General features: G+C 46.5%; 26 protein-coding genes. 18 read left to right on the forward strand and 8 right to left on the reverse strand.

Translation table 11 applies throughout. The features are described 5' to 3' along the window. Positions 1-605: 605 nt before the first annotated feature. The 4 genes from AC5FXQ_RS20170 to AC5FXQ_RS20185 all read left to right on the forward strand — a co-directional run bounded on the left by AC5FXQ_RS20170 (position 606) and on the right by AC5FXQ_RS20185 (position 3,707). Positions 606-1,085, forward strand: a complete 480-nt coding sequence (locus AC5FXQ_RS20170; RefSeq protein WP_493604217.1) for a hypothetical protein — start codon at positions 606-608, stop codon at positions 1,083-1,085. A gap of 71 nt (positions 1,086-1,156) precedes the next feature. Continuing rightward, on the forward strand, positions 1,157-1,906 hold the full coding sequence (locus AC5FXQ_RS20175) for a carboxypeptidase-like regulatory domain-containing protein (protein ID WP_493604218.1): 750 nt from the start codon (positions 1,157-1,159) through the stop codon (positions 1,904-1,906). A 196-nt stretch (positions 1,907-2,102) separates the two neighbouring features. Beyond that, positions 2,103-2,423 (forward strand): helix-turn-helix domain-containing protein, encoded by a 321-nt coding sequence (locus AC5FXQ_RS20180; protein ID WP_493604219.1) that lies wholly within the window; start codon positions 2,103-2,105, stop codon positions 2,421-2,423. Between the two features lie 6 nt (positions 2,424-2,429). Then, positions 2,430-3,707, forward strand: coding sequence for a type II toxin-antitoxin system HipA family toxin (locus tag AC5FXQ_RS20185; RefSeq protein ID WP_493604220.1), 1,278 nt, complete (start codon positions 2,430-2,432; stop codon positions 3,705-3,707). Between the two features lie 454 nt (positions 3,708-4,161). Here AC5FXQ_RS20185 and AC5FXQ_RS20190 read toward each other — a convergent pair whose 3' ends face one another. The 4 genes from AC5FXQ_RS20190 to AC5FXQ_RS20205 form a co-directional block, all read right to left on the reverse strand. Next, positions 4,162-4,368 carry a hypothetical protein gene (locus AC5FXQ_RS20190; RefSeq protein WP_493604221.1) on the reverse strand — a complete coding sequence of 69 codons (207 nt, stop codon included), beginning with the start codon at positions 4,366-4,368 and terminating at the stop codon, positions 4,162-4,164. Between the two features lie 996 nt (positions 4,369-5,364). After that, positions 5,365-6,342 (reverse strand): permease, encoded by a 978-nt coding sequence (locus tag AC5FXQ_RS20195; protein WP_493604222.1) that lies wholly within the window; start codon positions 6,340-6,342, stop codon positions 5,365-5,367. A 5-nt stretch (positions 6,343-6,347) separates the two neighbouring features. After that, a complete protein-coding gene (locus AC5FXQ_RS20200) occupies positions 6,348-6,599 on the reverse strand; it encodes a thioredoxin family protein (RefSeq protein ID WP_493604223.1) in 252 nt (83 codons plus the stop codon). Between the two features lie 70 nt (positions 6,600-6,669). Continuing rightward, positions 6,670-7,248 carry a sigma-70 family RNA polymerase sigma factor gene (locus AC5FXQ_RS20205; RefSeq protein WP_493604224.1) on the reverse strand — a complete coding sequence of 193 codons (579 nt, stop codon included), beginning with the start codon at positions 7,246-7,248 and terminating at the stop codon, positions 6,670-6,672. Positions 7,249-7,815: 567 nt separating this feature from the next. Between AC5FXQ_RS20205 and AC5FXQ_RS20210 the strand changes: the two genes are divergently transcribed. From AC5FXQ_RS20210 to AC5FXQ_RS20220, 3 genes are all read left to right on the forward strand, one after another. After that, entirely contained in the window at positions 7,816-8,610 is a 795-nt protein-coding gene (locus AC5FXQ_RS20210) for a penicillin-binding transpeptidase domain-containing protein (protein WP_493604225.1), read from the forward strand. Positions 8,611-8,784: 174 nt separating this feature from the next. Continuing rightward, positions 8,785-8,988 (forward strand): hypothetical protein, encoded by a 204-nt coding sequence (locus AC5FXQ_RS20215; RefSeq protein WP_493604226.1) that lies wholly within the window; start codon positions 8,785-8,787, stop codon positions 8,986-8,988. Positions 8,989-9,003: 15 nt separating this feature from the next. Continuing rightward, on the forward strand, positions 9,004-9,444 hold the full coding sequence (locus AC5FXQ_RS20220) for an SDR family NAD(P)-dependent oxidoreductase (protein ID WP_493604243.1): 441 nt from the start codon (positions 9,004-9,006) through the stop codon (positions 9,442-9,444). Between the two features lie 874 nt (positions 9,445-10,318). On the opposite strand, the gene AC5FXQ_RS20225 is transcribed toward AC5FXQ_RS20220, so the two are convergent. Next, complete coding sequence (locus tag AC5FXQ_RS20225; RefSeq protein ID WP_493604227.1) at positions 10,319-10,798, reverse strand: nucleotidyltransferase; 480 nt, start codon at positions 10,796-10,798, stop codon at positions 10,319-10,321. Further along, positions 10,785-10,982, reverse strand: coding sequence for a hypothetical protein (locus AC5FXQ_RS20230; RefSeq protein WP_493604228.1), 198 nt, complete (start codon positions 10,980-10,982; stop codon positions 10,785-10,787). The genes AC5FXQ_RS20225 and AC5FXQ_RS20230 overlap by 14 nt, the downstream gene beginning before the upstream one ends. Before the next feature lie 908 nt (positions 10,983-11,890). On the opposite strand from AC5FXQ_RS20230, the gene AC5FXQ_RS20235 reads away from it, so the two are divergent. Then, positions 11,891-14,716 carry a helicase-related protein gene (locus AC5FXQ_RS20235; protein ID WP_493604229.1) on the forward strand — a complete coding sequence of 942 codons (2,826 nt, stop codon included), beginning with the start codon at positions 11,891-11,893 and terminating at the stop codon, positions 14,714-14,716. A 120-nt stretch (positions 14,717-14,836) separates the two neighbouring features. On the opposite strand, the gene AC5FXQ_RS20240 is transcribed toward AC5FXQ_RS20235, so the two are convergent. Both AC5FXQ_RS20240 and AC5FXQ_RS20245 read right to left on the reverse strand, forming a co-directional pair. Beyond that, positions 14,837-15,139 carry a hypothetical protein gene (locus AC5FXQ_RS20240; protein WP_493604230.1) on the reverse strand — a complete coding sequence of 101 codons (303 nt, stop codon included), beginning with the start codon at positions 15,137-15,139 and terminating at the stop codon, positions 14,837-14,839. A 119-nt stretch (positions 15,140-15,258) separates the two neighbouring features. Beyond that, a complete protein-coding gene (locus AC5FXQ_RS20245; protein ID WP_493604231.1) occupies positions 15,259-15,579 on the reverse strand; it encodes a HipA N-terminal domain-containing protein in 321 nt (106 codons plus the stop codon). A gap of 487 nt (positions 15,580-16,066) precedes the next feature. Here AC5FXQ_RS20245 and AC5FXQ_RS20250 point away from each other — a divergent pair, with 487 nt between their 5' ends. The 10 genes from AC5FXQ_RS20250 (at position 16,067) to AC5FXQ_RS20295 (ending at position 22,415) form a co-directional block, all read left to right on the forward strand. Continuing rightward, positions 16,067-16,429 (forward strand): DUF4180 domain-containing protein, encoded by a 363-nt coding sequence (locus AC5FXQ_RS20250; RefSeq protein WP_493604232.1) that lies wholly within the window; start codon positions 16,067-16,069, stop codon positions 16,427-16,429. Next, complete coding sequence (locus AC5FXQ_RS20255; protein WP_493604233.1) at positions 16,426-17,118, forward strand: formylglycine-generating enzyme family protein; 693 nt, start codon at positions 16,426-16,428, stop codon at positions 17,116-17,118. Before AC5FXQ_RS20250 ends, AC5FXQ_RS20255 begins: the two co-directional genes overlap by 4 nt. A 254-nt stretch (positions 17,119-17,372) precedes the next feature. Beyond that, the gene (locus AC5FXQ_RS20260; RefSeq protein ID WP_493604234.1) at positions 17,373-18,221 is read left to right on the forward strand and encodes a methylated-DNA--[protein]-cysteine S-methyltransferase; all 849 of its coding nucleotides are present in this window, start codon (positions 17,373-17,375) and stop codon (positions 18,219-18,221) included. A 9-nt stretch (positions 18,222-18,230) separates the two neighbouring features. After that, positions 18,231-18,944 (forward strand): 2OG-Fe(II) oxygenase, encoded by a 714-nt coding sequence (locus AC5FXQ_RS20265; protein ID WP_493604235.1) that lies wholly within the window; start codon positions 18,231-18,233, stop codon positions 18,942-18,944. A 2-nt stretch (positions 18,945-18,946) separates the two neighbouring features. Beyond that, the gene (locus AC5FXQ_RS20270; protein WP_493604236.1) at positions 18,947-19,192 is read left to right on the forward strand and encodes an Ada metal-binding domain-containing protein; all 246 of its coding nucleotides are present in this window, start codon (positions 18,947-18,949) and stop codon (positions 19,190-19,192) included. Continuing rightward, a complete protein-coding gene (locus AC5FXQ_RS20275; RefSeq protein ID WP_493604237.1) occupies positions 19,179-19,787 on the forward strand; it encodes an alpha-ketoglutarate-dependent dioxygenase AlkB family protein in 609 nt (202 codons plus the stop codon). The genes AC5FXQ_RS20270 and AC5FXQ_RS20275 overlap by 14 nt, the downstream gene beginning before the upstream one ends. Positions 19,788-19,837: 50 nt before the next feature. Further along, entirely contained in the window at positions 19,838-20,521 is a 684-nt protein-coding gene (locus AC5FXQ_RS20280) for a cyclase family protein (protein WP_493604238.1), read from the forward strand. 41 nt (positions 20,522-20,562) lie between these two features. Then, positions 20,563-20,709 carry a hypothetical protein gene (locus AC5FXQ_RS20285; RefSeq protein ID WP_493604239.1) on the forward strand — a complete coding sequence of 49 codons (147 nt, stop codon included), beginning with the start codon at positions 20,563-20,565 and terminating at the stop codon, positions 20,707-20,709. Between the two features lie 174 nt (positions 20,710-20,883). Beyond that, entirely contained in the window at positions 20,884-21,306 is a 423-nt protein-coding gene (locus AC5FXQ_RS20290; RefSeq protein WP_493604240.1) for an ester cyclase, read from the forward strand. A gap of 884 nt (positions 21,307-22,190) precedes the next feature. Beyond that, entirely contained in the window at positions 22,191-22,415 is a 225-nt protein-coding gene (locus AC5FXQ_RS20295) for an aldo/keto reductase (RefSeq protein ID WP_493604241.1), read from the forward strand. Positions 22,416-23,467: the final 1,052 nt, after the last annotated feature.

Consider the following 23,467-nt stretch of genomic DNA (forward strand, 5'->3'; position numbering starts at 1 on the left):
ATATGACTATTAGATGGGCGTTAAAGGATTGGTAGAGCTCGCAACGTATTAAAATCCTTTGTTATAAGGGTAGATATTAAAGTCAATGGCACGCCTCACCGATCAAGCTCTCTTTGACAACCATCTTCGGGAGCATGGCACTACCCTAAGGTATAGTCAGACGCTGTTCAGACAAAGAAGTATTAAGACCATAGAAGGTGATATTCATGTGACTTTGTTTACGCTGTATAATATTGTGCGTCCGATTGATAATCAATAGGTATTCTCTATATTAGCTAGATGATAATTAAGGGGAGCCTGTAGTTTTCGCATATTGTGGAAACAGCCTGAGAAAGCAAGAAAAGCTTTCATATTGGTAGGTTTGTTATTAGATTCTGATAATTCGTATGTTAAAGTTCTACAAGACCAAATTCTTTACAATTGCTTTTTTTATTGCCTGTACTATTCCATGTATCAGTGCCTCTGCTCAAGATAAAGGCACCAACCATTCGAAAATTGTACTACAGGCAGGCCTTTCTAAACCTACTGGCAAGTACGGTAGCTAGGACTGGGAGCAAGACAGTCCAGCTTTTGCCAAACAGGGGCCGCTTTTCTCGCTGTCATACATGAGGGAGCTCGGCAAGCACTTTGCCTTGGGGGCAACCGTGGCCAAGCGCACGCACCCCTATGATGAACAAGAGTTCTTTGAGTGGCGGGGTGGTGAGGATCATGGGTTTTGGATAGACTCGAGTGAGCCGTGGAAATCTTCCTTCCTGTTAGGGGACCTTTACTTACAGGCTCCTGCCAATAATGTGACGTTTTACGCAAAGGGCTCTCTTGGAGCCTCGTTCAACCGTTCCGCAGCCTTTGTGATCGGCTACCAGAACTGGACAGAGGAGCGTCCTGCCGAGAAGTGTAACGCGTTTGCCTATGGGACCGCCGCCGGCATGAGGGTGGATATAGGGCCTGTAGGGCTTGGGCTAGAAGCGGGCACACTATTGACAAGGCCAGAATTTGAGGTGAGTCACTACTATTACGGCACGAAGAAGGTCCGCCCAAGCATGAACAGCCTTAACGTATCTGTTGCCATAGCTTATAGCCTTTAGAATGTGTTTTATATCCTGCTGAAGTTCGCAACACCTTTTTTCTACTTTTAAATAAACTTAATATACAGCGTATGCTTAAAACATTTACACGTCTGTCACTTCCGTTACTCTACGCCGTGCTGTTCTTCTCCTGTAAGGATAGTAAGGACAAGGAACCGGAGCCAACTGTCATTTATGCCGGTGAGATAGAGCTTTACAGTGAATCGGGGCTCAGAGAAGAGGATTACAGCGGGGTGGAGGTGGTGGTGCTGGGCACAGATCCAGTAGTGAAAGGATACACGGATGCCGATGGAAAGTTTACAATAGAGGGCGTACCTATAGGTAGGCGTAGGGCTAGTTTCAGCAAGCCGGGCTATGGTACTTTTATCACTCCTGAATATAATTACAGGATAGAGGATGGAAGCAACTTCAACCGTTTTGTGAGTGGTTTTATAATTGGACGGGTGTCTACCTCCATTCCTTCAAAAGTGACAGCTTCAGTGGAAGGGAGCAATATTGCCATCAGCGGGGTGCTGACGCCGGCGGCCTCTATGGAGCAGCCGAGGCAAAGGGAGGTTTTCTTCAGCAAAGACCCTAATGTCTCAAAAGACAATTTTATATTGGCTGTGGGTACTATGAATTCCGTTTCAGGCACGTTCAAAGACCTGTTTGACATAGAGTACATCAAAACCAGGGGCTTTGCCAGTGGCGATAAGCTATATATCGTTGTACACGGCAATACGGTAGAAGCACAGGCTTATGAAGATCCTGAAACTGGGAAAGTTGTCTTTCCAGCCCTAAATCCAATACCGTCTAATGTGGCGAGCGTCGTTATACCTTAATTACAATTAAAATTACCAAGTGGCCCCCTTGATACCGATATGCAGCTAGAGCTCCCTCAGGTTTGTGTCCCAAGTGATCCAATGCCGCCATTTGCAGAACATGCTTCCTTTCTTTTAAATTAGTAAATATATTTTAAACAATAATGTAAAATATAGTTAACAAATATGTATATCTTTGTAAACTAGATTTTACATTATGGCAAAGCCTAACATTTTATACCCATCCTGGCAGCGGCTAATGGCTGAGCTGGGGGAGAACATTAAGCTGGCCCGGCTGCGGCGCAGGCTCAGCGCCGAGCAGGTGGCCGAGCGTGCAGCTATCTCCCGTCCCACACTGAGTCAGATTGAGAAAGGGGAGCCCACAGTGGCCATGGGCAATTACTTCAAAGTACTGGCGGTGCTGGGCCTGGAGAAGGATCTGGCACAGGTGGGGCGGGACGACAAGCTCGGTCGCAAATTGCAGGATGCCGAGTTGCCGGTGCGGGAAAGAGCTCCCAAGCATTCACGCGGTACCTAAAAGAAGATGTCAAAGAACAGGGAAACCAGGAAAATCTATGTGTATGCTGACTGGGCTGAACTAGGAGGGCCCCAGTGGATGGGTACGCTGAAGGCGAGCGTCGTGCGTGGCAAGGAGGTGTTCTCCTTTGAGTACGAGAAGGCTTGGCTGGGTAGTGTCTATGCCCAGGTGCTGGATCCTGAACTGCAACTTTACGCAGGGCCGCAGTTCCTGGCGGGAGAGGAGAAAAGTAACTTTGGTGCCTTTCTTGATTCTTCCCCAGACCGGTGGGGCAGGGTGCTGATGCGCAGGCGCGAGGCGGCAATGGCTCGCAAAGAAGGCCGTTCGGAGCAACGCCTGCTGGAAAGCGACTACCTGCTGGGGGTGTACGACGGCCACCGCATGGGGGCGCTACGGTTTAAACAGGCACCTGATGGGCCGTTTCTGAATGACAACCGCGAGATGGCTACGCCGCCCTGGACGGCTTTGCGGGAGCTAACCTATGCAAGCCAGAAGCTGGAGGAAGATGACATTAGCCAGGACGAGGAATATCTCAAATGGCTCAGCCTGCTGGTGGCACCCGGGTCCTCTCTGGGGGGAGCCAGACCGAAAGCCGGCGTAACGGACGAGAAGGGAAGGCTGTGGATTGCCAAGTTTCCCAGCCGCACTGACAGTCGGGATGTGGGGGCTTGGGAGATGGTGGCGCAGGAGCTGGCCGTATCAGCGGGCATCAGCATGGCGGAGGCCAGGATAGAGCGTTATGCCTCCAGGCAGCACACTTTCCTGACCAGGCGCTTTGACCGCACTGAAACCGGGGCGCGGATTCACTTTGCCTCTGCCATGACCCTTTTAGGTTATCACGATGGCATCGACTACCAGGATGGGGTAAGTTACCTGGAGTTGGCTGAGTTCATCTCCAGGCAGGGTGCCGCTCCGGAAAAAGACCTGGAGGAACTCTGGCGGCGAATTCTATTTAATATTTATGTGAGCAACACGGATGACCATCTGCGCAACCACGGTTTCATCCTCACTCCCTTGGGCTGGCGGTTATCGCCTGCCTATGACTTGAATCCGGTGGAGACGGGAGCAGGTCTCAAGCTCAACATCACCGAAGAGGACAACGCGCTGGATCCGGAGCTGGCCCTCGCCACGGCAGAATACTACCGTCTCTCTCCAAAGCAGGCCGCAGCGATACACCAGCAGGTCAGGAAAGCTGTGGGCAACTGGCGTAGCGTGGCCGGCAAGCATGGCATCTCAAAGGCAGACCAGGAGTTAATGGCGCCCGCCTTTCGACTTATACCGTGAGGCGGGCTGCCTCCAGAGGAATAGGGTAAGCGGACTCCTTAGCCAATGTGCGTCAGCCTTGGAAATGGCGGGACTAATGTAAGCTAAGGGACTGCGTTACTGAAAGGGACACCGCTGCGACCATCGGGAGCCGCGGGCCTAAAAGAGGTTTTTGTATGCCAAAAAAACACAAACTTGCTCCCTCTGTTCATAAGATCTGCCAATCAGGCTTTCACTTGCTTGGCCTATGATCGCTATACATGGATGCAGCTCGAGCAATGAATCACTGGTTCCAATCGACAAAGCCTTGATCGAGTATAGGTTTATTACTCAACCTAGAGCTTTATAGCCTGTTCTTCGTAGGTATCCTGGCGTACTGCTGCGCTTCCTTTTGTAACTCCGACACCGTTTTCTGTCTGCCCCCTTTTACCCACTCCTCCAGCTCAGACTTATAAAACTAAAGGCGTTTCCCCCTTTAGTTGACCGGGATTTCCCGGCTGCTGACCTTTAGGTAAACCGTCCCCACCGAGATCTTAAGAAACGCCGCCGCCTGCGCGACGGTGAATATTTCCTCCCCCTTTTCCTGGCCCTGCCTTTCCAGAAGGAGTTGCTCAATGCGACTTAGCTTGTCATGCAGCGCACTCACTGCCTCAGGGAGTTTTTCAAATGTTAAATTATCCATAACTGGTTTCTTTATAATGAGGGATGAAGCACAAAATTGAAAGGATTGATGATGCACCGTGTAGAGGCTTCTAACCATCGGCTATCACATAGGCGCTTTTCCTCATGAGATAATGTTGCCAGCATACCGCTGGTTCCCCAGCATGAGGATCGCTTTCAAATTAATATGATTAGAGATGATGATCACTTGGTGAGGCGATGGACCAGTAACGCTCAACCGCATGTGACGCATGCTGTAGCATAGTGAACGTTATAGCCTAATAGATGAATTAGAATTGCTTCCCTACCGGCACTTCACCATGCAGAAGGGCAACTAATCCATCTATGTTAGTAAGTTAACGCCAGACGCTCCTGCTGTTCTTGCCGTGGAATACTTACCCCATACCCGAGTGGTTCCAATCACTCCAGGAGGCAATTAACTAAATGCTTGAGTTTTGTATAGGTCTCTTAGAAGGATAGTAAAAAGGTGGGCAGCTTGCGCAATGTGCTTAATGCCTGGGCTATAGGAGAGGTTGTCAAGGTCCCTTTACGCCTCACACACGCAGGCAGCTTGGCTAGAGCAGGGTACTGATTTGCAGTATATGCAGACATGTTCGGGACAGGAGCAGCAAGACAACAGAAATTTACACGCTTGTGACGACATATGCGCTAGACAAAACTATGCTGTCATGCCTTAAAGACATTTTCTATGATATTTTAATAGTTGTCGCATCAAGCCATTATTAAGCCGATATTGCGTGTATAGAAGCGGTGGGTGATAAGCTTTTGTTGCTAAAGTTTAAATCCTTAGCCCCCTGCGAAATTACCTGGTGACGTTCAGGAAAGGCGCGTACATCGCTGGTTTACTAGCCTTCTGGAACGTGGAGATCAAAAGTATTTCTTTGATTGCATTTTGCTGCTTGCGCTGCTCAGGTGTTGTTTCATATCATTTTAATGCATGCCTGGACTTCCGACAGCGGGAAACGGCATCCCCTGCCAAGATAGGGGATGCCGTTTCCTAGAAAAGCAGGTTGAAAAAGTAACCGGCTACTACCATGCAGATCGCCGTCGTCCCGAAGTAGGTCAGCAGCAAGGGGAGCTTCATGACCTTTTTCAGCAGCAGCGCTTCCGGCAGGCTAAGCCCGATGGCGCCCATCATGAAAGCCATGGCGGTGCCCAGTGGGACTCCTTTGGCAATCAGCGTTTCGATGACAGGCAGGATGCCGATCGCATCGATGTACAGCGGGACGGCCAGCAGCACGGCAATGGGGATGGAAAAGATATTGCCCTCATGGAGGTACTGCTGGAAAAAATCCGCTGGCACATAGCCATGGATAAAACTGCCGATGCCGATGCCTAACGCAACATACGCTGTCAGCCTTTTTACAGTTGACAAGGCTTGACTGGAGATTTCAGGCCAGCGTTTCCGCAGGCTGCGCCCATCCTTGGGGATGCGTTGGATACTGTCCGCTTCAAGCTTCTGAATCCAGTCCGCCACATGGGCCTCCAGCCTGAAGAGATCCAGTACTAGGCCGGCCACAATGCCCAGGATCACTCCAGTAGCTATATAGATAAGCGTTACTTTCCAGCCGAAAGCTGTGAGAAAAAGCGCGATGGCAAACTCGTTTACCAGGGGTGAAGTGATCAGAAAGGAACAGGCGACACCCAAAGGTACTTTAGCTTGCATCAGGCCGATAAAGATTGGAATAGAAGAGCAGGAGCAGAAAGGGGTAATGGCTCCGAAAATCGAAGCCATTACGTTTCCTACACCTGATTTTTTGTGCCGCACTAGAAAAGAGCGGATTTTTTCAAACGGCAGGTACGCGGTTACGACCCCCATCAGATAGGAGACGAACACGAGTAAAATCAGCAACTGCAGGAAGCCGGCTATGAAATAGTGCAGTGAATCGGCATACCACAGTCCCGGCTCCAATCCCAGGAGTTTGAAAACAATCCCGTCGGCTATCGCAGATAAAAAATCAGTCAGGTGCTTCATTTGTTTTAAGCGGTTTTAAGTTCTTTTAATAAGAGTTTCCGGATCTCCTCGGGATCAGCTTCCCTGCCATAGAGGACCACCTGCTCGTTAACAACCAGCACCGGGAACTTGGTGATGCCGTACTTCATGGTTTGCTGTAAATCCGTCAGATGCTGAATCTCTACAGGCACGTCAAGGCCAGTGGCTGCCGCTTTCACGTGTTCGAGCATTTTAGTCGGTGTTCCACAGCAGGAGGATTCTAATACTTTTACATTCATGATTCTGTCTTTTTGGTTAAAAATGGTTTTCTGGTAAGGTAGACGCGCTCACAACAAAAAAGACGCAGGTTTAGAGCGCCTGTTGAAAGCTGTCCGGAAGGCGCTGCAGGTAGGGGCATGCCGGGTGCGGCATGCAGGAGATGATATTTCCCTGATGGTCATGTTCCAGTTGACAACACTGCAGGAGCAGTTGTTTCAGCTGCTGGCGGGCGCGCTGCACCCTGGATTTGGCCCCGGATAAGGAAATATTGAGCCTTTTGGCAATCTCCGCGTGGGGGATCTGCTCCATATCACTCCAGAGCAGGGGCAGGCGGTATTTAGCAGGCAGCTGCTTGATGAAGAGATCCAGGTATTCGGAGTGGAGTGTATGCTCGTATTCCTCATAAAGCTCGGATGTCGGTACATCAGGTAACAGGTCCTCCCTTTTATGCTCTCTGCGGAAGTGGTCAACGATGACGTTGCGGGTAATCTGGAATAGCCAGTGCCTGACGTTTCTCACATCGTTCCTTGCATCACAGTACAGGCATATTTTCAGCAGCACATCCTGTAGCAGGTCTTTTGCCAGTTCCTCATCCTTGATTCTCCTTCGCACAAAGCTTTCGATGTATTTGCTATGGGGGTCCCAGAGCATGGCTACATTGCATTTCATAACATACGATGCTGATGGTTTGTGTAAGGGAGACGCACGAGTTCCTAAAAAGACGCAAGTGGAATGTTTTTTTGGAAACAAAAGAGGGAAGAAAGTTTGTCACAAGCTTTCTCGCTCTTTGCATAGGTGCTGCGGGCAAATGAAAAATTGTCACATATGACCAGGAATATGACGTGATCACACACCTTCACTATAACAGGGAGGAGCTTACTTTGCAGAAAACAATTTCACCAGAAAATCTGGCGTATCAGAACAACTTAAAAAACATTTACTGGAAGGCTATAGGAAGTATAAAAGCTTGTGATCATGTACGCTGGTTTAAAGAAGGTGCAGGCCCTGGATAAGAATGTCCCATAGCGTCTCAAGTTTTTCTTTAAGGCATCAGCCTGGCCATAATGGTGGTGTCAACTAGCAATAAGCGGTAAATCGCAGGCGCTGTAGAAATGCATCGAATCTGGCTACTGCACAGTAGTAGAGCTTTCCTGCTCTTAAAGAAGCATTTTAGAGCCGGATAATGACGAGTTTCAGTACAAAAGGGCACTAACGGTCAACTTATAGAAAGCATATATGAGAAACGCCATAACACTGGTCTTGTCCATTTGGGCTTCAACAGCATTTGGGCAAGCAGACTTTCAACAATACTTCGACAGTTTACACCTGAAAGGAAGCATCACCATTTATGATTACAAAAACAGAAAATGGATCTTCACAGATAAACAGGATGCAGAAACAGCGACCTTACCTGCATCCACTTTTAAAATCCCCCATTCACTGATTGCACTGGAATACAAAGCGGTGCAAGATGAACATGAAGTTTATAAATGGGACGGGAAGCCTAAATCACACATGGGCATTGCTGTAAACTCTTGGAACAGCGATACAGATCTTAAAAATGCGTTTAAGAATTCGACCGTCTGGTTCTATGTGGAAGTTGCCAAAAGAATAAAAAGAAGCAAATACCGGAGAATTCTAAAAAAGTGCAGCTACGGCAATGGGGATCTGAAAGAAAAGGGAGATGACTTTTGGAACTATGGAGACTTTGCCATTTCACCTAAAAATCAGGTTGACTTTCTGGTCAAACTGTATGAGAGCCGTCTCCCTTTCTCTAGATCAACTATCGACCAGGTGAAGGAAATCATGGTTTCCGAAAGGACAGAAACGCACACTTTTAGGGACAAGACTGGCTGGACTAGGAAAAATGGTCAGGATATAGGTTGGTGGGTTGGTTATGTGGAGACAAAAGAAAACATTTATTTTTTTGCCACCCGACTGATTAAGGACAAGAACGAGAACAATCCGAACTTCCTGAAAGGACGGAAAGAATTGACAAAACTGATCTTGGGAGCTATTGAAGGGTCTTAACGCGAAAAAAGCCAGCAAACGATTTTTCTTCCTAGCGGGTGGGTACTTGTGCTGATTCCCATGCGGAAGACGTGGGGCTACGGCAGCTACTTAAAAGAGAAGAGCTTCTAATTGTTGACTTCAGATAGCTGCCTAACAATACGTTGTGTAGCAAATTGAACAAATTAACCGACAATGAAAATTGGAATAGTTACAGGGTGTAGTAGAGGAATTGGTTTGGCAACAGCAGATTTATTAACTGATAATCATAACTATAAGATTATAGGGACTTCAACTTCCGGGAAATGTGCCATCTCTAAATCAAATTTTGAATGCCATCAATTGAATTTAGCTGACAGCAAATCAATATCTGATTTCAGTGAGAAGATCAATGATTAACAAATAAGTTTTCTCATTAATAATGCTGGCATTTTAATTGAAGATTGGGGTGAAGCAGCAATCAATCTTGAACAATTGAGACAGACATTTGATGTGAATTTTTTCGGTACCATTGAATTGACCGAAAAACTACTTCCGATTTTCGTAAAGGAGGGGCATATAATCAATGTAACGTCCGATTGGGGCTCGTTCAGCGAAGAGAATTTTGACGGACTTCAGCCACATTATAAAATGTCAAAATGCGCTTTAAATATGTATACAAAACTATTGGCAAAAAGATTAGAAACGCAAATGGTAATTGTCTCATCTCTTGACCCCGGATGGACAGCAACAGATATGGGTGGAAATGGCGCCTCACGAAAGCCGAATGAAGTTGCTCAAGACATTAAAGATTTATTGGACAAGCATCCTGAAAGCGGAAAGTTTTGGCATCGTGGTAAGATTAGAGAATGGTAAAAGTACGGTACTTAACACTGTATAAGTGCATTGCGGTTTAGAAGTTAATTGTGGCAAACAGCTGGGGAAATCGCTTCTAATTCCGCTATAAGATTATACGATAACCTTATAAAATTTGCTAAGCACTGGTTTTCGCTCTCAGAAGAATGCGCTTGAAAGATAGTCTTGCCCTTTACTTAAATAAGAGGCATGCCCGGTAATCAATTTCTATTTCTTAACCTGCGTTAAAAAATAAGTACCGCTTATCGCTCAATTTTGTGACGTGGATAAAAGCCACTAGCTTAAGCGGATAAACAGTATGCCTGTTCCTGCAACAAATTGGTTTAGCGCAGGAGGGACCTGCTGTAGTATTCGAAGGTTGGGTACCTGCACCTGTTGCTGCTCTTCAGCCTGCTGGCGATCTTCACGCCTTTTGTCGACCGCTATATCAGCAGGCAGCCCGCGGCCAAAAGAGTGCCTGTGTAATCGCGTAGGAGACCGGGCGGCTTTGACTGGAAGCTGTTCAGCAGCACGACACGAATGGCCGCCACTGAAGCCTCGGTGTGCCGGCCAGGGTGACTGCTGGTTTTACGTGCTTTAGGCAAACGCTCCATTGTCTGCGCATGATTTTAGAAGCTGAAATTACCCCTTGTATTACTGAAAGATAGAGTAGTCGCTGCAGAGTAAAATGCGGGGGTAAACCAGAGGCAGGTGCAGCACCGGCGCCTGGGGGGTATAAAATAAGCGCCAGCCACTTCTGCAGTAGCTGGCGCTTGAAATTGTACTCTTAAGTGTACGAATTTCGAACCATTTCATGGAAGATTTGAGGAAACTGAGCGGTCAGGCTTGTGTTTAATCAAGCCTTTTTTTATACTTTGACAGCGGAGGGAGCAAACTATAATTTGCGTCCCCGACCTCGTTTCAATCTTGGCTTTGCCTGTATCTCCTTGATGTCGCTCAGGTCTCTGGCTCTTCCAACCGCTTCCTTATTCTGGATAAACTCGCGCAGACCTATATAGGCCACCTCCAGCCCCTCCAGTTCTACCTGCTCCCTATTGCCATAAGCTTCCTGGAAACTGACACCGTCGATGTTGTTGAGGATATCAATGCGCAGGGGAGGGTAGCCGATTTGAGTGACGTAGCCTTCTTTGAGGAAGTCCTCCTTTTCAAAGCCAAGGGAGGCTAGCCCGAAATCCTTTAGCACCTGCAGCATGCGCTGTGCATTCTCCTCTGAAACCTTAATCCAGATATCCAGATCACCCGTGTGGCGCGGTCTTCCGTGGAAGGCGAGCGCGTAGCCCCCGACCACCAGATACTCTACTTCGTGCTTGTTGAGCAGGCCGATGAACTCCTCGAAATCCCTAGCTAAGACCATGGGAAAGTTTTCTTTTGGTCACAGCACTTTTGTCCATCCTTTGCCCCGGCTTGAGGAACTGGGAAATGATGAAGGTGACCGCCTCTATTCTTTCTTTAGGGGAGCGGCTGAGCCAGTAGAGCAGGTCCTCTTGCTCGTCAATCTCTTTCATATGACCTCTTCGTACGACAGCTTGTATACGCATGGTGTTCACTTATATGTACACAGGACAAATCGATGATGCCCTTTACAAATATACTAAATTAATCAGACTCTGGTTGTGACGCAAGAAGGGGTTGGTGGCTGCCGTAGGGTATGCCGGGTGCCAATCTCATTGTGTAGATACAGCATGAGACATAAGTGGCTATTCTGGTGCATGAATCATAGCACATGTACCGCGGTGGTACAGGTTCTTCTCTTCACGTTCCTACGCGGTACATGAGCGGCATATCGTTAAAAAAGTGCCCTGGGTGCCTGTTCCCATCACTATCACACGCCGGATGCTGTCTAAAGATCAGTAATTCCTGATCAAGGCAGATTCTTCGCCATTCAACCTAACCCGCAGAATCACTTGAAAAGGGGGCAGAAGGCTTAATATTAGTACGTAAAATGTAAATATATTAATATAGTGAGAAAGGAGTTGATGTGGTGTGTTAAGAATGAAATAGCTTATTTATGTTAGTATTACAATAAAAAAGCGCCAGATACTTCTGCAGTAGCTGGCGCCAGAAATTGTACTTGTGCACTTGAGTGGACAAATCTCGAACTATTTCATTGAGGATATTAGGAGATTGAATAGCTATGGTAAGTAGCCACATCTTTCAATAATAACATGTATATGTAACCTGACACAAATAAGAGCATACTCCTGCTGCAGTTACCAATAATAGGTTCCAAGGAATGGATACATAAATGGGGATACCCTAAGGTAGTGCGCAGTAAGTCTGTTCGATCCTTTTCTTAGCCTGTAAATGTGGTTGTCTTCAATGGTTTCAGATGAAGAAGAAATCAACCTATGTAAGTCTGTTGCGTTTGCTTTAACGGGAAACACATATGCGATGTGACTGGCTCCCATCTGAACCTCCTGAAAGGACAAAACCGAATTACAGCAACTTGAAAGCATTGCCATTAATCCTTGAACCAGGAAATGACGGGAAACCAATTTGGGGTGTCGGTCCGGGTGTAGGGCTGGCATTCGTGCAGCATTACTTCCCCGAGGCAGAAGAAGTGATTAGGATAGCGAGCGCCTACTTTCGCCTTTCAGGTTATAAGCTTGGACAGGCTCATGTTCCTCCCGGAGTTCATCTACGGATTTTGGTAGGTATGGAGGAAGGCAGGCATGCTCAGCTTGCAATTGTGAAAGAAATCATTGCTGAGCTTGGCAGGTGTGAGGATGAACTCTGGGAAGCCGTATCAGGCCTGGTTCAACGTATGGAGCAAGGAAGGTTCATCATTCGTGATGCCGGTGAACTGGAGAACCCATTTCACTGCAAGTTCTATATAAATGATGACAGGTTGCTCTGGCATGGCTCCTCTAATTTCACGAGAAGAGGACTGTTAATGGCAGGGGAACAGATTTCATCAAGTCGAAATCCCAAGATGATCAACGACTTTTCGAGATGGTTCGATGAGGCTATGGAAGGTTCAAGGGATATTCTGTTAGAACTCCTCGAGCAGCTAAGGGGGTGGCTCTCGTTAGCAAAGCCTTTTGACGCTTACCTCAGAGTTTTAGCTTCATTGAATGGGCTGCATGACGAGCCTTTGCGTCTGGGAGCTCATGCACCCACTTACTTTCAGAAAGGGGTAATTGGGCGAGCTCTACGTCAGGTTGATGAATTTGGAGGGGCGTTGATCATCGCAGCAACAGGGTTGGGGAAAACTATCATGGGTTCCGAAATGGCCTGGCGGATGCAACTTGCTGAGTCTGTCAAGAGGACAATTCTTTTAGCACCGAAGGGTGTCTGCGAAAATTGGGCTGATCACATGGACGTCAGAGACGTCACCTACAAATACTTCAATACTGATCTGCTTTTTAGCAGAGCGAGTGGAAAACCTCACCATCAAGTGGCGAGGTTGGACAAAGCTCTAAGGCAAAGTGATAACAAAACGCTGATATTGATAGATGAAGCTCACCTTTACCGAAACGAGCTTTTTAAGGAGGAAGCCAAGGGCAAGGAAAGCCTGGTATTCAGAAGGCTGAAAACGGCTGTAGAGCGCGGAGCACGGATTGTGATGTTGACGGCCACTGCTTATGGCACCAGCCTTCAGAATCTTAACAGCTTATTGGCCATGTTGCCTGAGGATGTAGAAGGTGAGGATGGTGCAGAACCATGGCAGGTGCGTTCCTCAGATGAGTTTACAAATCTGCCCATGGTGACGATTCTTGGACTTCCGCACGTAATTGAAATGGCACGCAGCAGGGGAGACGTAGATGAGAACGATAGAATCTTCATCAGGATGGGAAACGAGCGGCGCTACCTTCCGAAGTCCCTCAAGCTTAATACAGTGCGATATGAGCTGGCTTTGCAGGGTGATATTCTGGGAGCCTTCAACCGGAGGTGTTTTAATCAGGCGGTCAAGGTGCCGCAATCCTGGTTCGACGATGAAACCCTAAGCACCAAAAAGGGGGTAACGGATTCTGTAGCCAGAAGCACGCTGTTGGGATGGCTTAGCTCACCGGCTGAGCTAAGCCAATGTTTAGTATCCAATCTCCATACAAATGACTTTTCTGAGAACAGTAGCTCTTCCTTAAGGCAGAAAGGTAGAAGTAGCAGCCGTAACTATTCTTATGTAGCTCCAATGCAGCTCGGAATAGCCGAACGTACTGCGCTGCTCAACCCCATAATGCAAAAACTTACCAGTATGTCACTTTGGGAGGATGATAAGCTTCAGAAGTTGCAAGAGATTATTCAACGCCATTGTATACAGGTAAAAGGGAAGGTAATCATTTTTGTGAACAGGCATTTTACTGCTGCCTATCTTGCTGATGCGTTGGAGAAATTGTTCAGGGATGAAGTTTCAATTGGAAGCACAATAGAAGAAAACCTGGAGAACCCCACACTTAAGTCTAGGGAGCGTAGGTTAGAAGTCTTGAAGGACTTCTCTCCGAACTCCCATCAGTTCATATCTGAAAACGAATATGACATACTTATATGTACTGATGCTGATGGAATCGGCGTAAACCTAGAAGATTCAGCCACAATTGTTAACTACGATCCACCTGAGGGGGCCGACGTGCTCTTTCAAAGGGTAGGGAGGGTGCTAAGGCTCACGAAAGACCCTAACCGTACAATCTTTCTCTACACTTTAGTCCCCGCTATTATTTATGAAGAGGAGAGCCCATCACTGATCCGGGATAGGATAGTGGCTGCATTTAACAGAATTACACAGCGGCATGAGAAGTCAAAAAAGATTCTGGGTGCTGATGTTCATACTAATGAGGAGACTGTCGATGTCACACTGGACAGTGACCTGGATATTGAGCTGCTTTTTAGGGACGAACATGTACTAGAGGATGTGGGAGGGCTTGGCTCAAAGCAGATGTTGGCACATGTATCGACTCTTGAAAAGCATGCCGGGCATCTTCAACATCTTCCGGAATACATGCTGAGCGCCCTTGTCTACAGGGGGACGCACCGCAGAGTCTTTGTTCTTGTCCGTAGAGGGGAGAGTTATTTCCCGATTCTTTACAACTTGTCCAAAGGCATAGTCGAACAGAAGACTGAACTGGAGGTGTTGGATCTAATTGCCAGTGCAGAGTCTGAAACTGCGGCACTTGTTGCGCCGCCCTTGGTAGAGCTCGCTGCCAATGATGCAGTAAGAAAATGGTGCGAACTGGAACAGGTTCCCTTAGGTAATGTGATAAAAGTCTGCTCTATTTTCCTCTTGCCAAAGCGTACCAGAAGCACCTTGCCACATCTACTTGGGAATATGGCATAGCTTCCTGAGAAGCATCTATTTGGGAATCAAAGGCACATTTTATAAAAGTACCAAGCTGGGCTCTGATTATAAAAGCCCCCTGTTGAATTGCTTCCCCTGTGAGCCTCTTCCCTTCTCACATCACCCTTCAAGTCCGAGCCTGGAAAACCGCTCCTGCAGCACGGCTTTGTAGCCGTTTTTAAGCTCCTGGCTCAGGAAGCTGACTTCAATAAAGGCCAACCATTTTTGTTTTGCTTTCTTCATTTTGCCGAAGATGTTTTCCTGCTGTTTGCCGCTGAGCATGGAGGTGCTGAAGGCCGCGGTGAAATCCTTGCGCCTGGGATCTCCTTCTCTCTCTGCGGGGGCCAGCTCCAGCGAGAGCTTGGGCTGCACGCCTGTCACTGCGATCTGGCTTCGTATTGTCTGCTCTGCCAGCTCCTCCATCTGTGCTTCGGTGTAAGGCAGGAGGGGAGGAGTAGCCTGGCCAAATAGTTTTTTGCTACACCTCTGGTGGAAACCTGCTTCCCCTTCTGGCAGCGGCTGGTAACAAAACAGGCACCTGCTCATGACTCAGCCTCCTCTGCCACGGGGTGAATGCTCACCGCTCCTATGCAGTCTTTACAGCAGGCCAGCAGCAGCCCCATACGATCCCTTGGGTTCGGTTTCCAGTTTTTTTCGGCTATGTCCAGCAGCCAGCCCTCCGGTATCAGCCCGTCGAAGAAAGGGAACAGCACCCGGTCGAAATAAGGATCTTCCCGCAGGGGGAGGGTCAGGCTGACAGGCTCCGGGGCTTTTGACCGGAGATAGGCCGCATCATAGGTGAAATAGTAGCCGGTTTCATCCTGTGTGAGCCAGCCGGCTGTCGTGTTAGGATGGCGGGGCACTATGCGCTAATCGGCGTAGCACTTTTGGTTGATGATAGTATTTGGCTACGCTACATGCACAGAGGCGCTATACCGTCTGTTTATTGGAAGAGAGGAAGCTTAGGGCTTTTGGGGTCGATGGACGGTTCCTGTTGTAAAATAGCTTTATACCGTTTTTTCAGGTGCAGACTTGCCTGTACCATGTCGGGTATTTACATCCTGGAAGAGGCTACCCCTGTTGATTTGCGATTGATGTATTCCTATTGAAATGCTGTTCATACATATCAGCCATGCCCTGGACGAAAACTTGAGCCCACTTGAGAACAGGTGGTATGGAAAGGAAGTAATAGGCTGCTTTGGAAGTAATGAAAATGAAAAGCTATCTTTATCTTTGCTCTTTTGAGAAGGGTGCCAACAGGACTCCCAATCTAGTGCAAATAGTAAGGATAGGTACTCTCTCGAAGCTAGATAGTGATTGCCTAAAGGACTACACCATTAAAAACATTAGATGGAAATTCAAGCTCATCATGTAAACGATACAAGAATTGGCGAAGTTATTTCAAACGAGATGATCATCGCCAAAACGGAAGACGGAGTAGACTTACTCGGAAACCTCTACTATCAAGGCTTTGACAGCATTGTGATGCATGAGGAAAATATCACGGCAGATTTTTTTGACCTGAAAAACGGAATGGCCGGTGAAATTCTTCAGAAGTTTTCAACCTATCGTGTGCGCTTGGCCATCGTTGGGGATTTCACTAAATACACAAGCAAAAGTTTAGCTGCCTTCATTTATGAAAGCAACAAAGGAAGGCATGTCCACTTTGTTCCTTCAATGACAGAAGCATTAAAAATTCTTTCAGTCAAATGAACGCAAGCAGCATTAAGTTGACTTCGACTGTTCCCGGCCACATGGTTGAGATACCGAAAGGAAGCATTGAATTGCGTGATGACAGAACAAAAGAGAAATGGAGGGTTGAAATCGAGCCCTTCTTCCTTTCCAGGTTTCCTGTGACACAAGCTTTGTATCATGAAGTAACCAATGAAAACCCAAGTACTTTTAGAGGAGATTCTCTTCCTGTCGAAACGGTGACGTTTAAGGATGCCGTGGTTTTCTGCAATAAACTTTCAGTTCGATTCGACTTGACACCCTGCTATTTAATGCAGGATGAAAGCGAAGAAATACTCTTTGAAAAATCATCGAACGGTTTTCGGTTGCCCACAGAAGCAGAATGGGAATATGCTTGTAGGGCAGGGACAACAGGAATACGATACGGTGAATTAGAATTGATTGCTTGGTATAAAGACAACTCGGGAAATAAAACGCATGGGGTTGGACAAAAGAAGCCAAATGCCTGGGGGCTTTATGACATGTTGGGCAACGTGTGGGAATGGTGCTCAGACCTATACGACACAGATGTTTATGGTTCTTATCGTATTTTTCGCGGCGGCGGTTTTTGTGACGTAGAAAGGAGCGTAATGGCAACAACACGCAGAAGAAGTCACCCATTGAAATTTAAAATTGATGACCTGGGATTTAGAATTGCCAAAAACAGATAGAAAAGAACAGCGACCCGCTGACAGCACTTCCCAAAAAGCGGCGGTTCAGTGGTTAAATTAACCCATGTGCTTTTATCAAAGGATGTGCCTGACGGTGAATCGCTCCGAATTCGCCACCTTCGGGTAGCGGCTATCCGGCAGTGGTCATTCTAGCCGACCACCAAGGGATTACCAAAGGTCAGACAAAATACAGCAAGTTTCGGATTTTTTGATGGCACTGTAGTTCAGAGATTTACTGAATAAAGATCAAAACCATGAAAGAGCAGGAACATCTCAACTTTAACCGAATTGCCGAAGCAATAGCATACATCAAAAGCAATTTCAAAGCGCAACCCAATCTGGAGGAAATTGCTGCAAGGGTGCATTTAAGTCCCTTTCATTTTCAACGTTTATTCAGTGAGTGGGCAGGAACTACGCCTAAAAAATTCCTGCAATATATCAGTATTGAACACGCCAAAAAATTATTGGCAGACAAACAGGCCACGCTTTTTGAGACCGCTTTTGAGACAGGGTTTTCAGGCACAGGACGACTACACGACCTTTTCATCAACATTGAGGGAATGACACCTGCCGAATACAAAAATGGCGGTAAAAATCTAGCTGTCAACTACAGTTTTGCCGAAAGTCCTTTCGGGAATCTGGTTGTGGCGTCTACGCTCAGAGGCGTATGCTATATGGCATTTGAAGCTCATGAAGAAGAAGGGCTGCACGGCATTCAAGAGAAGTTTCCCAACGCTAGTTTTCGAAACAAAGTAGATTTGATGCAGCAACATGCTTTGTCTATTTTTCAAAATGATTGGAGCAAACTACCCGAAATAAAATTACACTTAAAAGGAACGGACTTTCAACTGAAAGTATGGGAAGCACTTCTGAAAATTCCGATGGGACAGCTCTCTACTTACGGGACCATTGCGAGACAAATTGGCAAGCCAGGCACTTGCCGGGCTGTTGGCACAGCAATAGGAAGTAACCCCGTTGCTTTTCTAATTCCTTGCCATAGAGTTATTCAATCATCGGGACATTTTGGCGATTATAGGTGGGGCAATACCAGAAAGACCGCCATCATCGGTTGGGAAGGAGCAAAAACAAGTTTAGAAGGCTGAGGTAAAACAATGCAAGACATCATCCATAAGATAGACAATACAGACTGGCAAAGCATTACAGAAGCAATGCATCAGAACGGGTATGCCATTTTATCAAATATATTATCAGATGAACAATGCGAAGCATTAAAATCAGAATATAATAATCCCAATGCGTACAGGAAAACAGTGGCAATGGAACGCTATCGTTCCGGGCTGGGCGAATATAAATATTTCAATTATCCTTTGCCCGATATCATCCAGCAGGTCAGAACAAGCATTTATCCTAAACTTGCACCTATCGCAAACGCTTGGTTCAAGGCTTTAAATATTGACGCACAATTTCCTCCGCACCACGCAGCGTTGTTGAAACAATGCGATGAAAACGGTCAGCAAAAGGCTACAGTTTTGATCTTGAAATACGGCAAAGGTGGTTTCAATACCTTGCATCAGGATCTATACGGGGAGGTTTACTTTCCAATTCAGATGGTGTTGATGCTGACCGAACCTGAGAAAGATTTTACGGGTGGTGAAGTGGTGTTAACACAACAAATCCCGAGAGCTCAATCCAAAGCCATTGTCTTGAAACCCGGGAAAGGCGATGGCTTGCTTTTTACAACAGATTTTAAACCCGAAAAAGGAGCAAGAGGGTATTACCGGGTAAAAGTAAAGCATGGAGTAAGTGAAATAATAACAGGAGAAAGATATGCTTTGGGAATTATTTTTCACGATGCTATTAGTTAGGCATGCTACAGCATGCTAATATTTCTGACAAGGATGTACGGAGCAAAATCCGTCGGAAAGCAATATCCTTTGGTGGAAACCGCAAATTGAGAATATACGGTTTGTTGAACTGTCCTTCGGGCAGGCAAATGAAAAGAGAAAACAGAGTTTTCTTTGCATCAGAGAAAGAAGCGGTTACAAACGGTTTCCGCCCTTGCGGACATTGCATAAAAGAGAAATATCAAAAGTGGAAGCATGAGACTGTTTGACGACATCATAGACAAAGCAAAAAACTGGTTGCCACAAGACGGAACAGTAAATTACTACGGCAAAATACTCAATTCAGAAGAGGCGGATTACTATCTGCAGAAATTGCTTACTACCGTTGCATGGCGAAATGACGAAGCAATTATTTTTGGGAAGAGAATAGTCACCAAACGAAAAGTGGCGTGGTATGGTGAAAAGCCTTTTGAATATACGTACTCCAACACAACCAAATATGCTTTGGGTTGGACCAAAGAATTACTAGAGCTCAAAAACCTTGTTGAAAAAGAAACTGGCGAAACATTCAATTCCTGCTTGCTTAATCTGTATCATAACGGGGAAGAAGGAATGGCATGGCATAGTGACGGGGAAAAAGACTTAAAGAAGGACGGGGCAATAGGTTCCTTAAGTTTTGGGGCAGAAAGAAGATTTGCATTCAAACACAAGGAAAATAAAAAGAAGATTGAATTGGTTTTAGAACACGGCAGTCTGTTAGTGATGCAGGATGCAACACAAACCAACTGGCTACACAGATTGCCACCAAGTAAAAAAATTACTACAGAGAGAGTAAACCTGACATTCAGGACAATCATGAACTAAACCGGCCGATACGAATTAAGTAGAGCAGCCGCCTTCAAGTAGTTGGCCTAATGGCAGATGAAGCGATTTTAGGATCGGGAGCGCTAAAATGCAACCACCATGCCAAGTCACGAGCTGTTTATTATCAAGATCAGTCCGCTAAACGTCCAGACATCAGCTCACAGACTGTCAGAAAAGAGTCCAAGCAGCATTTTGCGGAAGGCACCACCTTTCAGATTGGGAAAATTGAAATGGTAACGAACACAGGAACCTATCTGGATTGCCCTTTCCATCGATTTGAATATGGGAAAGGCTTGTCGGAGCTTGAGGTGGCATGCTTTACTGACTTGGAGGCCATGGTCATAAGGGTTCCGTATGCACAAACGCTGGAGATATCAGAAGACTATCTAAAGCAGTACGAAGTCAACCACAGGGCTGTGTTAATTCACACAGGTTGGGACACACACTGGAACACGGAACAGTATTATGAGCACCATCCTTATTTGACCGAAGGCGCCGCCCGTTATTTAAGGGGCTGCAACGTTAAATTGGTGGGAATTGACTCCCATCATATTGACAGTACACCTCGAAATACCAGGCCTGTTCATACGGCGCTCCTGGAAGCGGACCTCGTGAAAGTGGAGCACCTTTGCAATCTGCATCTGCCGCCGCAGGATGGATTCACGTCCAGTGGGGTGCCACCCAAATTCAAAGGAGTTGGAACATTTCCGGTAAGGGCGATGGCGAAAGTATGATAGGTCAGGGAATTAGGTTGAAATACTTCATACCCTTAGCCATGGAAGAGTGGAAAAAGCATTCTGCTGAAGGTGACTTGTTCGGAGGAGATTTATTGGAAGCTATAAGGAGGATAAAGACAGAAGAAGGAAAAATACAGAATTTTGGACTAAGCAACCTGCGTATAGAGCAGAACTCAACACATTGATGGCTCATTGTACTGATAAATTGCACCAGGAAGGTGTCAATCGTATTTTAGTAAGAGGTTACACTGGCTTGTTCCAACCCAGTGTAACCTCTATGCTTCGACTGGAAAGCCTCGCATATTGTATACACCATCCTTTGTGCGCGAGTTTAATATGTATACTAGACAATTAAATATATGACGAATAACGAACTTAGAGTGATCGCAGCTGAGTACATGCAGGTATGGAACTTCGGCAAAGAGGGTCTACTAGATAAATATGCTCACGATGATCTGGAAGTTGATTATACGCATTTTGAAAAGCCGTACCAGACCATATCAGAGTACAAGGATATGTTGCGAAGGACTTACGAATATTTTCCTGATTTAAGTATAACTCTGCATAGGGTTGTACCAAATGAAAATAATAAAAACATCACTGTGTTTTGGGAATATGAAGGCACACATAAAAATGGAGAGCTTTTTGGAGTTAAATCATCTGGAAAAAACGTTCAGGTAAAAGGAATTACATTACTGGAAGTCGAAAACGGACTGGTAAAAAAAGAAAGCGGCATCGTGGACAATTTAAGTTTGATAATGCAATTAGGCGTTCTACCTTAATACAGCCAGCGCACAACAGCGCTTTCAACATATGGCCGGGAAATGGATATATTCAAACTTTGTGCTTTGAGGTAACTTTGGCGCAAGCCGACAAGAAAGTGCTCCAAAATCCGCCACATGTCCTATACGCAAAATCTCGTACACAATTTAAAAGCATGGTTGAATTTCTTTTTGCACTTAGGGGGTTTTCTGTACAAGAGAGAAATATGGACAGATGAAAAAGTACCCTGGCTTTGGTCAGGTACAGCAATCTTGTTCCTAGTCGGGCTTTCCTTAGGCATCACATATGGTGCTGAGATAAAAACTCTACTTCATTTCATGGTCCCAGTGATGGCCAACAATTATTTATAGTTTACTATTATTCTGGTCTTACTTATCAGCTTTCAAACAGGTCTCTTCAGTCCGAAAGTCAGCGTGCTGGGGATTCTGTTCCTTTTTGCGTTTGCCATTGGTGCCTTTACCGCCCATATGGCACACCAGGAATATGTTTATTTCTACCCTTCGTTAATTATGTGCATCTCCACAGCAGTCCTGCTGTGGTCTTCCGATCATTTTAAACTGCAAATAGGTTAATTCTTTTACCCGCGTTTCACGCAGGCCGATGCCTGATCCAAGCGGCTACCTCTGGTACACATTTTCTTGTCATAGGATAAACAGCATTTGCTTTGGGCAGATGGCGTGTATCAAGGCTATTATTCCCTCATCGGCAGAGACTACGAGCAAGAGTTAATGCCGCTGCTGGCAGACCAAAAAATGGGTTTGATGGCATGTAGTCCATTAGGCTGGGGGCTTCTGACCGGAAAAATCAAACGTGGACAGGAATCACAGGAGGGGAGGGTTAAGTCAGGAGGGGAAATAGGGGCACCCCCGTCGATAACGAATTGTTGTATACCGTTGTCGATGTCCTTGAAAGAAGCGCCTCGGAGCTTGATAAGTCCATTCCGCAGGTTGCCATCAATTGGTTGCTCCAAAACCAGACGGTATCCCATGTCATAATGGGCGCGAGAACGGAAGCGCAGCTTATAGCCAACCTGGATGCTGTAGGGTGGCAGCTATCGGAAAGCCAATTGTATCAACTGAATGAGGCTTTCAAACAAACTCCGATTTAACCCGCACTGGGTTGGTGAAAGGTAAAAGCTACTCGTGCCATTGGCTATAGGCAAGGGGGCTAATGGGCTTCTACATTCATTAGTCCCCTTGTCATCCTATTGTATATGGGGCGTGACAGGGAGAGAAAGCCCAACCGGCACCCTTCGAATTGTTGATGCTCTCATTGCCCTTTGATTTTTCACTTCGCTTGATAAAACCAGCTTAAGGTCCCTGTCGCTGGCACAGGGAGTTTAGCAAAAGCGGTAATGCCTGTATCAGGAACCACATCATGCGATATAACAGAAAAGGGCGGTAGCTGCCTGTGCGGCATCTAGGTTTGCGTGCTTGCCGCTGATGCCACGACTTGATGGGATAGAAGCTTCTAGCACAGCAGTAGTTCTACTCCCTATCGCCCAGGTATAGCCAGCATCGATGGTTCGGAATGGGTAATAATGACATGCCAGTGGGTTGATTACGCCAGGCTTGTGCTTTTACTTTGCATCGTCAGAAAGGTCTGGGTATCAATGATACGCTATGCACTGTTGGCTGCCAGAGATTACAAGGTATGCTTTGGCCTGCCCGCATTTCGAGCGCTTACAGGCTGCGGGATGGCAGGGTATACAGGGCTGGTTCACTACCCCACCCCAAGCTAAATCTTAGAGGGTTCAGCCGCCTTTGGGTGTTTTCTTAAACTGGTTTAATTTTTTTGAAACGGACACCTATTACATTGCATCAACTAAGTATTAGCGAATAAGCTGAGGTTGAGACTTCTGATACCCCAGGTGGGGGCCTTGTACTTGATGTCCTGCTGCCTGTAAAGCAGCTGTTCACGAAAAAGCTCTAATAAACAGGTGGAGCGAGTGGGAACTAGGGCCGTGGCATGGGATCGAGGACAAAAGTCACTTGTCTTGTAAGGGCGGAGCAGTGCATCGAAGTGTAGAGGCGTCACTGCCAACCGGGGACTGTGATCAGGTTCATTTAGTGGAAGTGGAAGCGTTCAACAAAACAGTGATAGCGGTAGGCCTTAAGGGAATAGGCTGTGAACGCGTGGGATTGTCATGGACTTGACTTG

This window comes from Pontibacter sp. LHS1 (assembly GCF_058932855.1).

What these genes read in the sequence shown, in the direction of transcription:
- AC5FXQ_RS20170 (WP_493604217.1), top strand. Translation starts at nt 606, where the DNA reads ATGAGGGAGCTCGGCAAGCACTTTGCCTTGGGGGCAACCGTGGCCAAG.
- AC5FXQ_RS20175 (WP_493604218.1), top strand. Translation starts at nt 1,157, where the DNA reads ATGCTTAAAACATTTACACGTCTGTCACTTCCGTTACTCTACGCCGTG.
- AC5FXQ_RS20180 (WP_493604219.1), top strand. Translation starts at nt 2,103, where the DNA reads ATGGCAAAGCCTAACATTTTATACCCATCCTGGCAGCGGCTAATGGCT.
- AC5FXQ_RS20185 (WP_493604220.1), top strand. Translation starts at nt 2,430, where the DNA reads ATGTCAAAGAACAGGGAAACCAGGAAAATCTATGTGTATGCTGACTGG.
- AC5FXQ_RS20190 (WP_493604221.1), bottom strand. Translation starts at nt 4,368, where the DNA reads ATGGATAATTTAACATTTGAAAAACTCCCTGAGGCAGTGAGTGCGCTG.
- AC5FXQ_RS20195 (WP_493604222.1), bottom strand. Translation starts at nt 6,342, where the DNA reads ATGAAGCACCTGACTGATTTTTTATCTGCGATAGCCGACGGGATTGTT.
- AC5FXQ_RS20200 (WP_493604223.1), bottom strand. Translation starts at nt 6,599, where the DNA reads ATGAATGTAAAAGTATTAGAATCCTCCTGCTGTGGAACACCGACTAAA.
- AC5FXQ_RS20205 (WP_493604224.1), bottom strand. Translation starts at nt 7,248, where the DNA reads ATGAAATGCAATGTAGCCATGCTCTGGGACCCCCATAGCAAATACATC.
- AC5FXQ_RS20210 (WP_493604225.1), top strand. Translation starts at nt 7,816, where the DNA reads ATGAGAAACGCCATAACACTGGTCTTGTCCATTTGGGCTTCAACAGCA.
- AC5FXQ_RS20215 (WP_493604226.1), top strand. Translation starts at nt 8,785, where the DNA reads ATGAAAATTGGAATAGTTACAGGGTGTAGTAGAGGAATTGGTTTGGCA.
- AC5FXQ_RS20225 (WP_493604227.1), bottom strand. Translation starts at nt 10,798, where the DNA reads ATGGTCTTAGCTAGGGATTTCGAGGAGTTCATCGGCCTGCTCAACAAG.
- AC5FXQ_RS20230 (WP_493604228.1), bottom strand. Translation starts at nt 10,982, where the DNA reads ATGCGTATACAAGCTGTCGTACGAAGAGGTCATATGAAAGAGATTGAC.
- AC5FXQ_RS20240 (WP_493604230.1), bottom strand. Translation starts at nt 15,139, where the DNA reads ATGGAGGAGCTGGCAGAGCAGACAATACGAAGCCAGATCGCAGTGACA.
- AC5FXQ_RS20250 (WP_493604232.1), top strand. Translation starts at nt 16,067, where the DNA reads ATGGAAATTCAAGCTCATCATGTAAACGATACAAGAATTGGCGAAGTT.
- AC5FXQ_RS20255 (WP_493604233.1), top strand. Translation starts at nt 16,426, where the DNA reads ATGAACGCAAGCAGCATTAAGTTGACTTCGACTGTTCCCGGCCACATG.
- AC5FXQ_RS20260 (WP_493604234.1), top strand. Translation starts at nt 17,373, where the DNA reads ATGAAAGAGCAGGAACATCTCAACTTTAACCGAATTGCCGAAGCAATA.
- AC5FXQ_RS20265 (WP_493604235.1), top strand. Translation starts at nt 18,231, where the DNA reads ATGCAAGACATCATCCATAAGATAGACAATACAGACTGGCAAAGCATT.
- AC5FXQ_RS20270 (WP_493604236.1), top strand. Translation starts at nt 18,947, where the DNA reads ATGCTACAGCATGCTAATATTTCTGACAAGGATGTACGGAGCAAAATC.
- AC5FXQ_RS20275 (WP_493604237.1), top strand. Translation starts at nt 19,179, where the DNA reads ATGAGACTGTTTGACGACATCATAGACAAAGCAAAAAACTGGTTGCCA.
- AC5FXQ_RS20280 (WP_493604238.1), top strand. Translation starts at nt 19,838, where the DNA reads ATGGCAGATGAAGCGATTTTAGGATCGGGAGCGCTAAAATGCAACCAC.
- AC5FXQ_RS20285 (WP_493604239.1), top strand. Translation starts at nt 20,563, where the DNA reads ATGGAAGAGTGGAAAAAGCATTCTGCTGAAGGTGACTTGTTCGGAGGA.
- AC5FXQ_RS20290 (WP_493604240.1), top strand. Translation starts at nt 20,884, where the DNA reads ATGACGAATAACGAACTTAGAGTGATCGCAGCTGAGTACATGCAGGTA.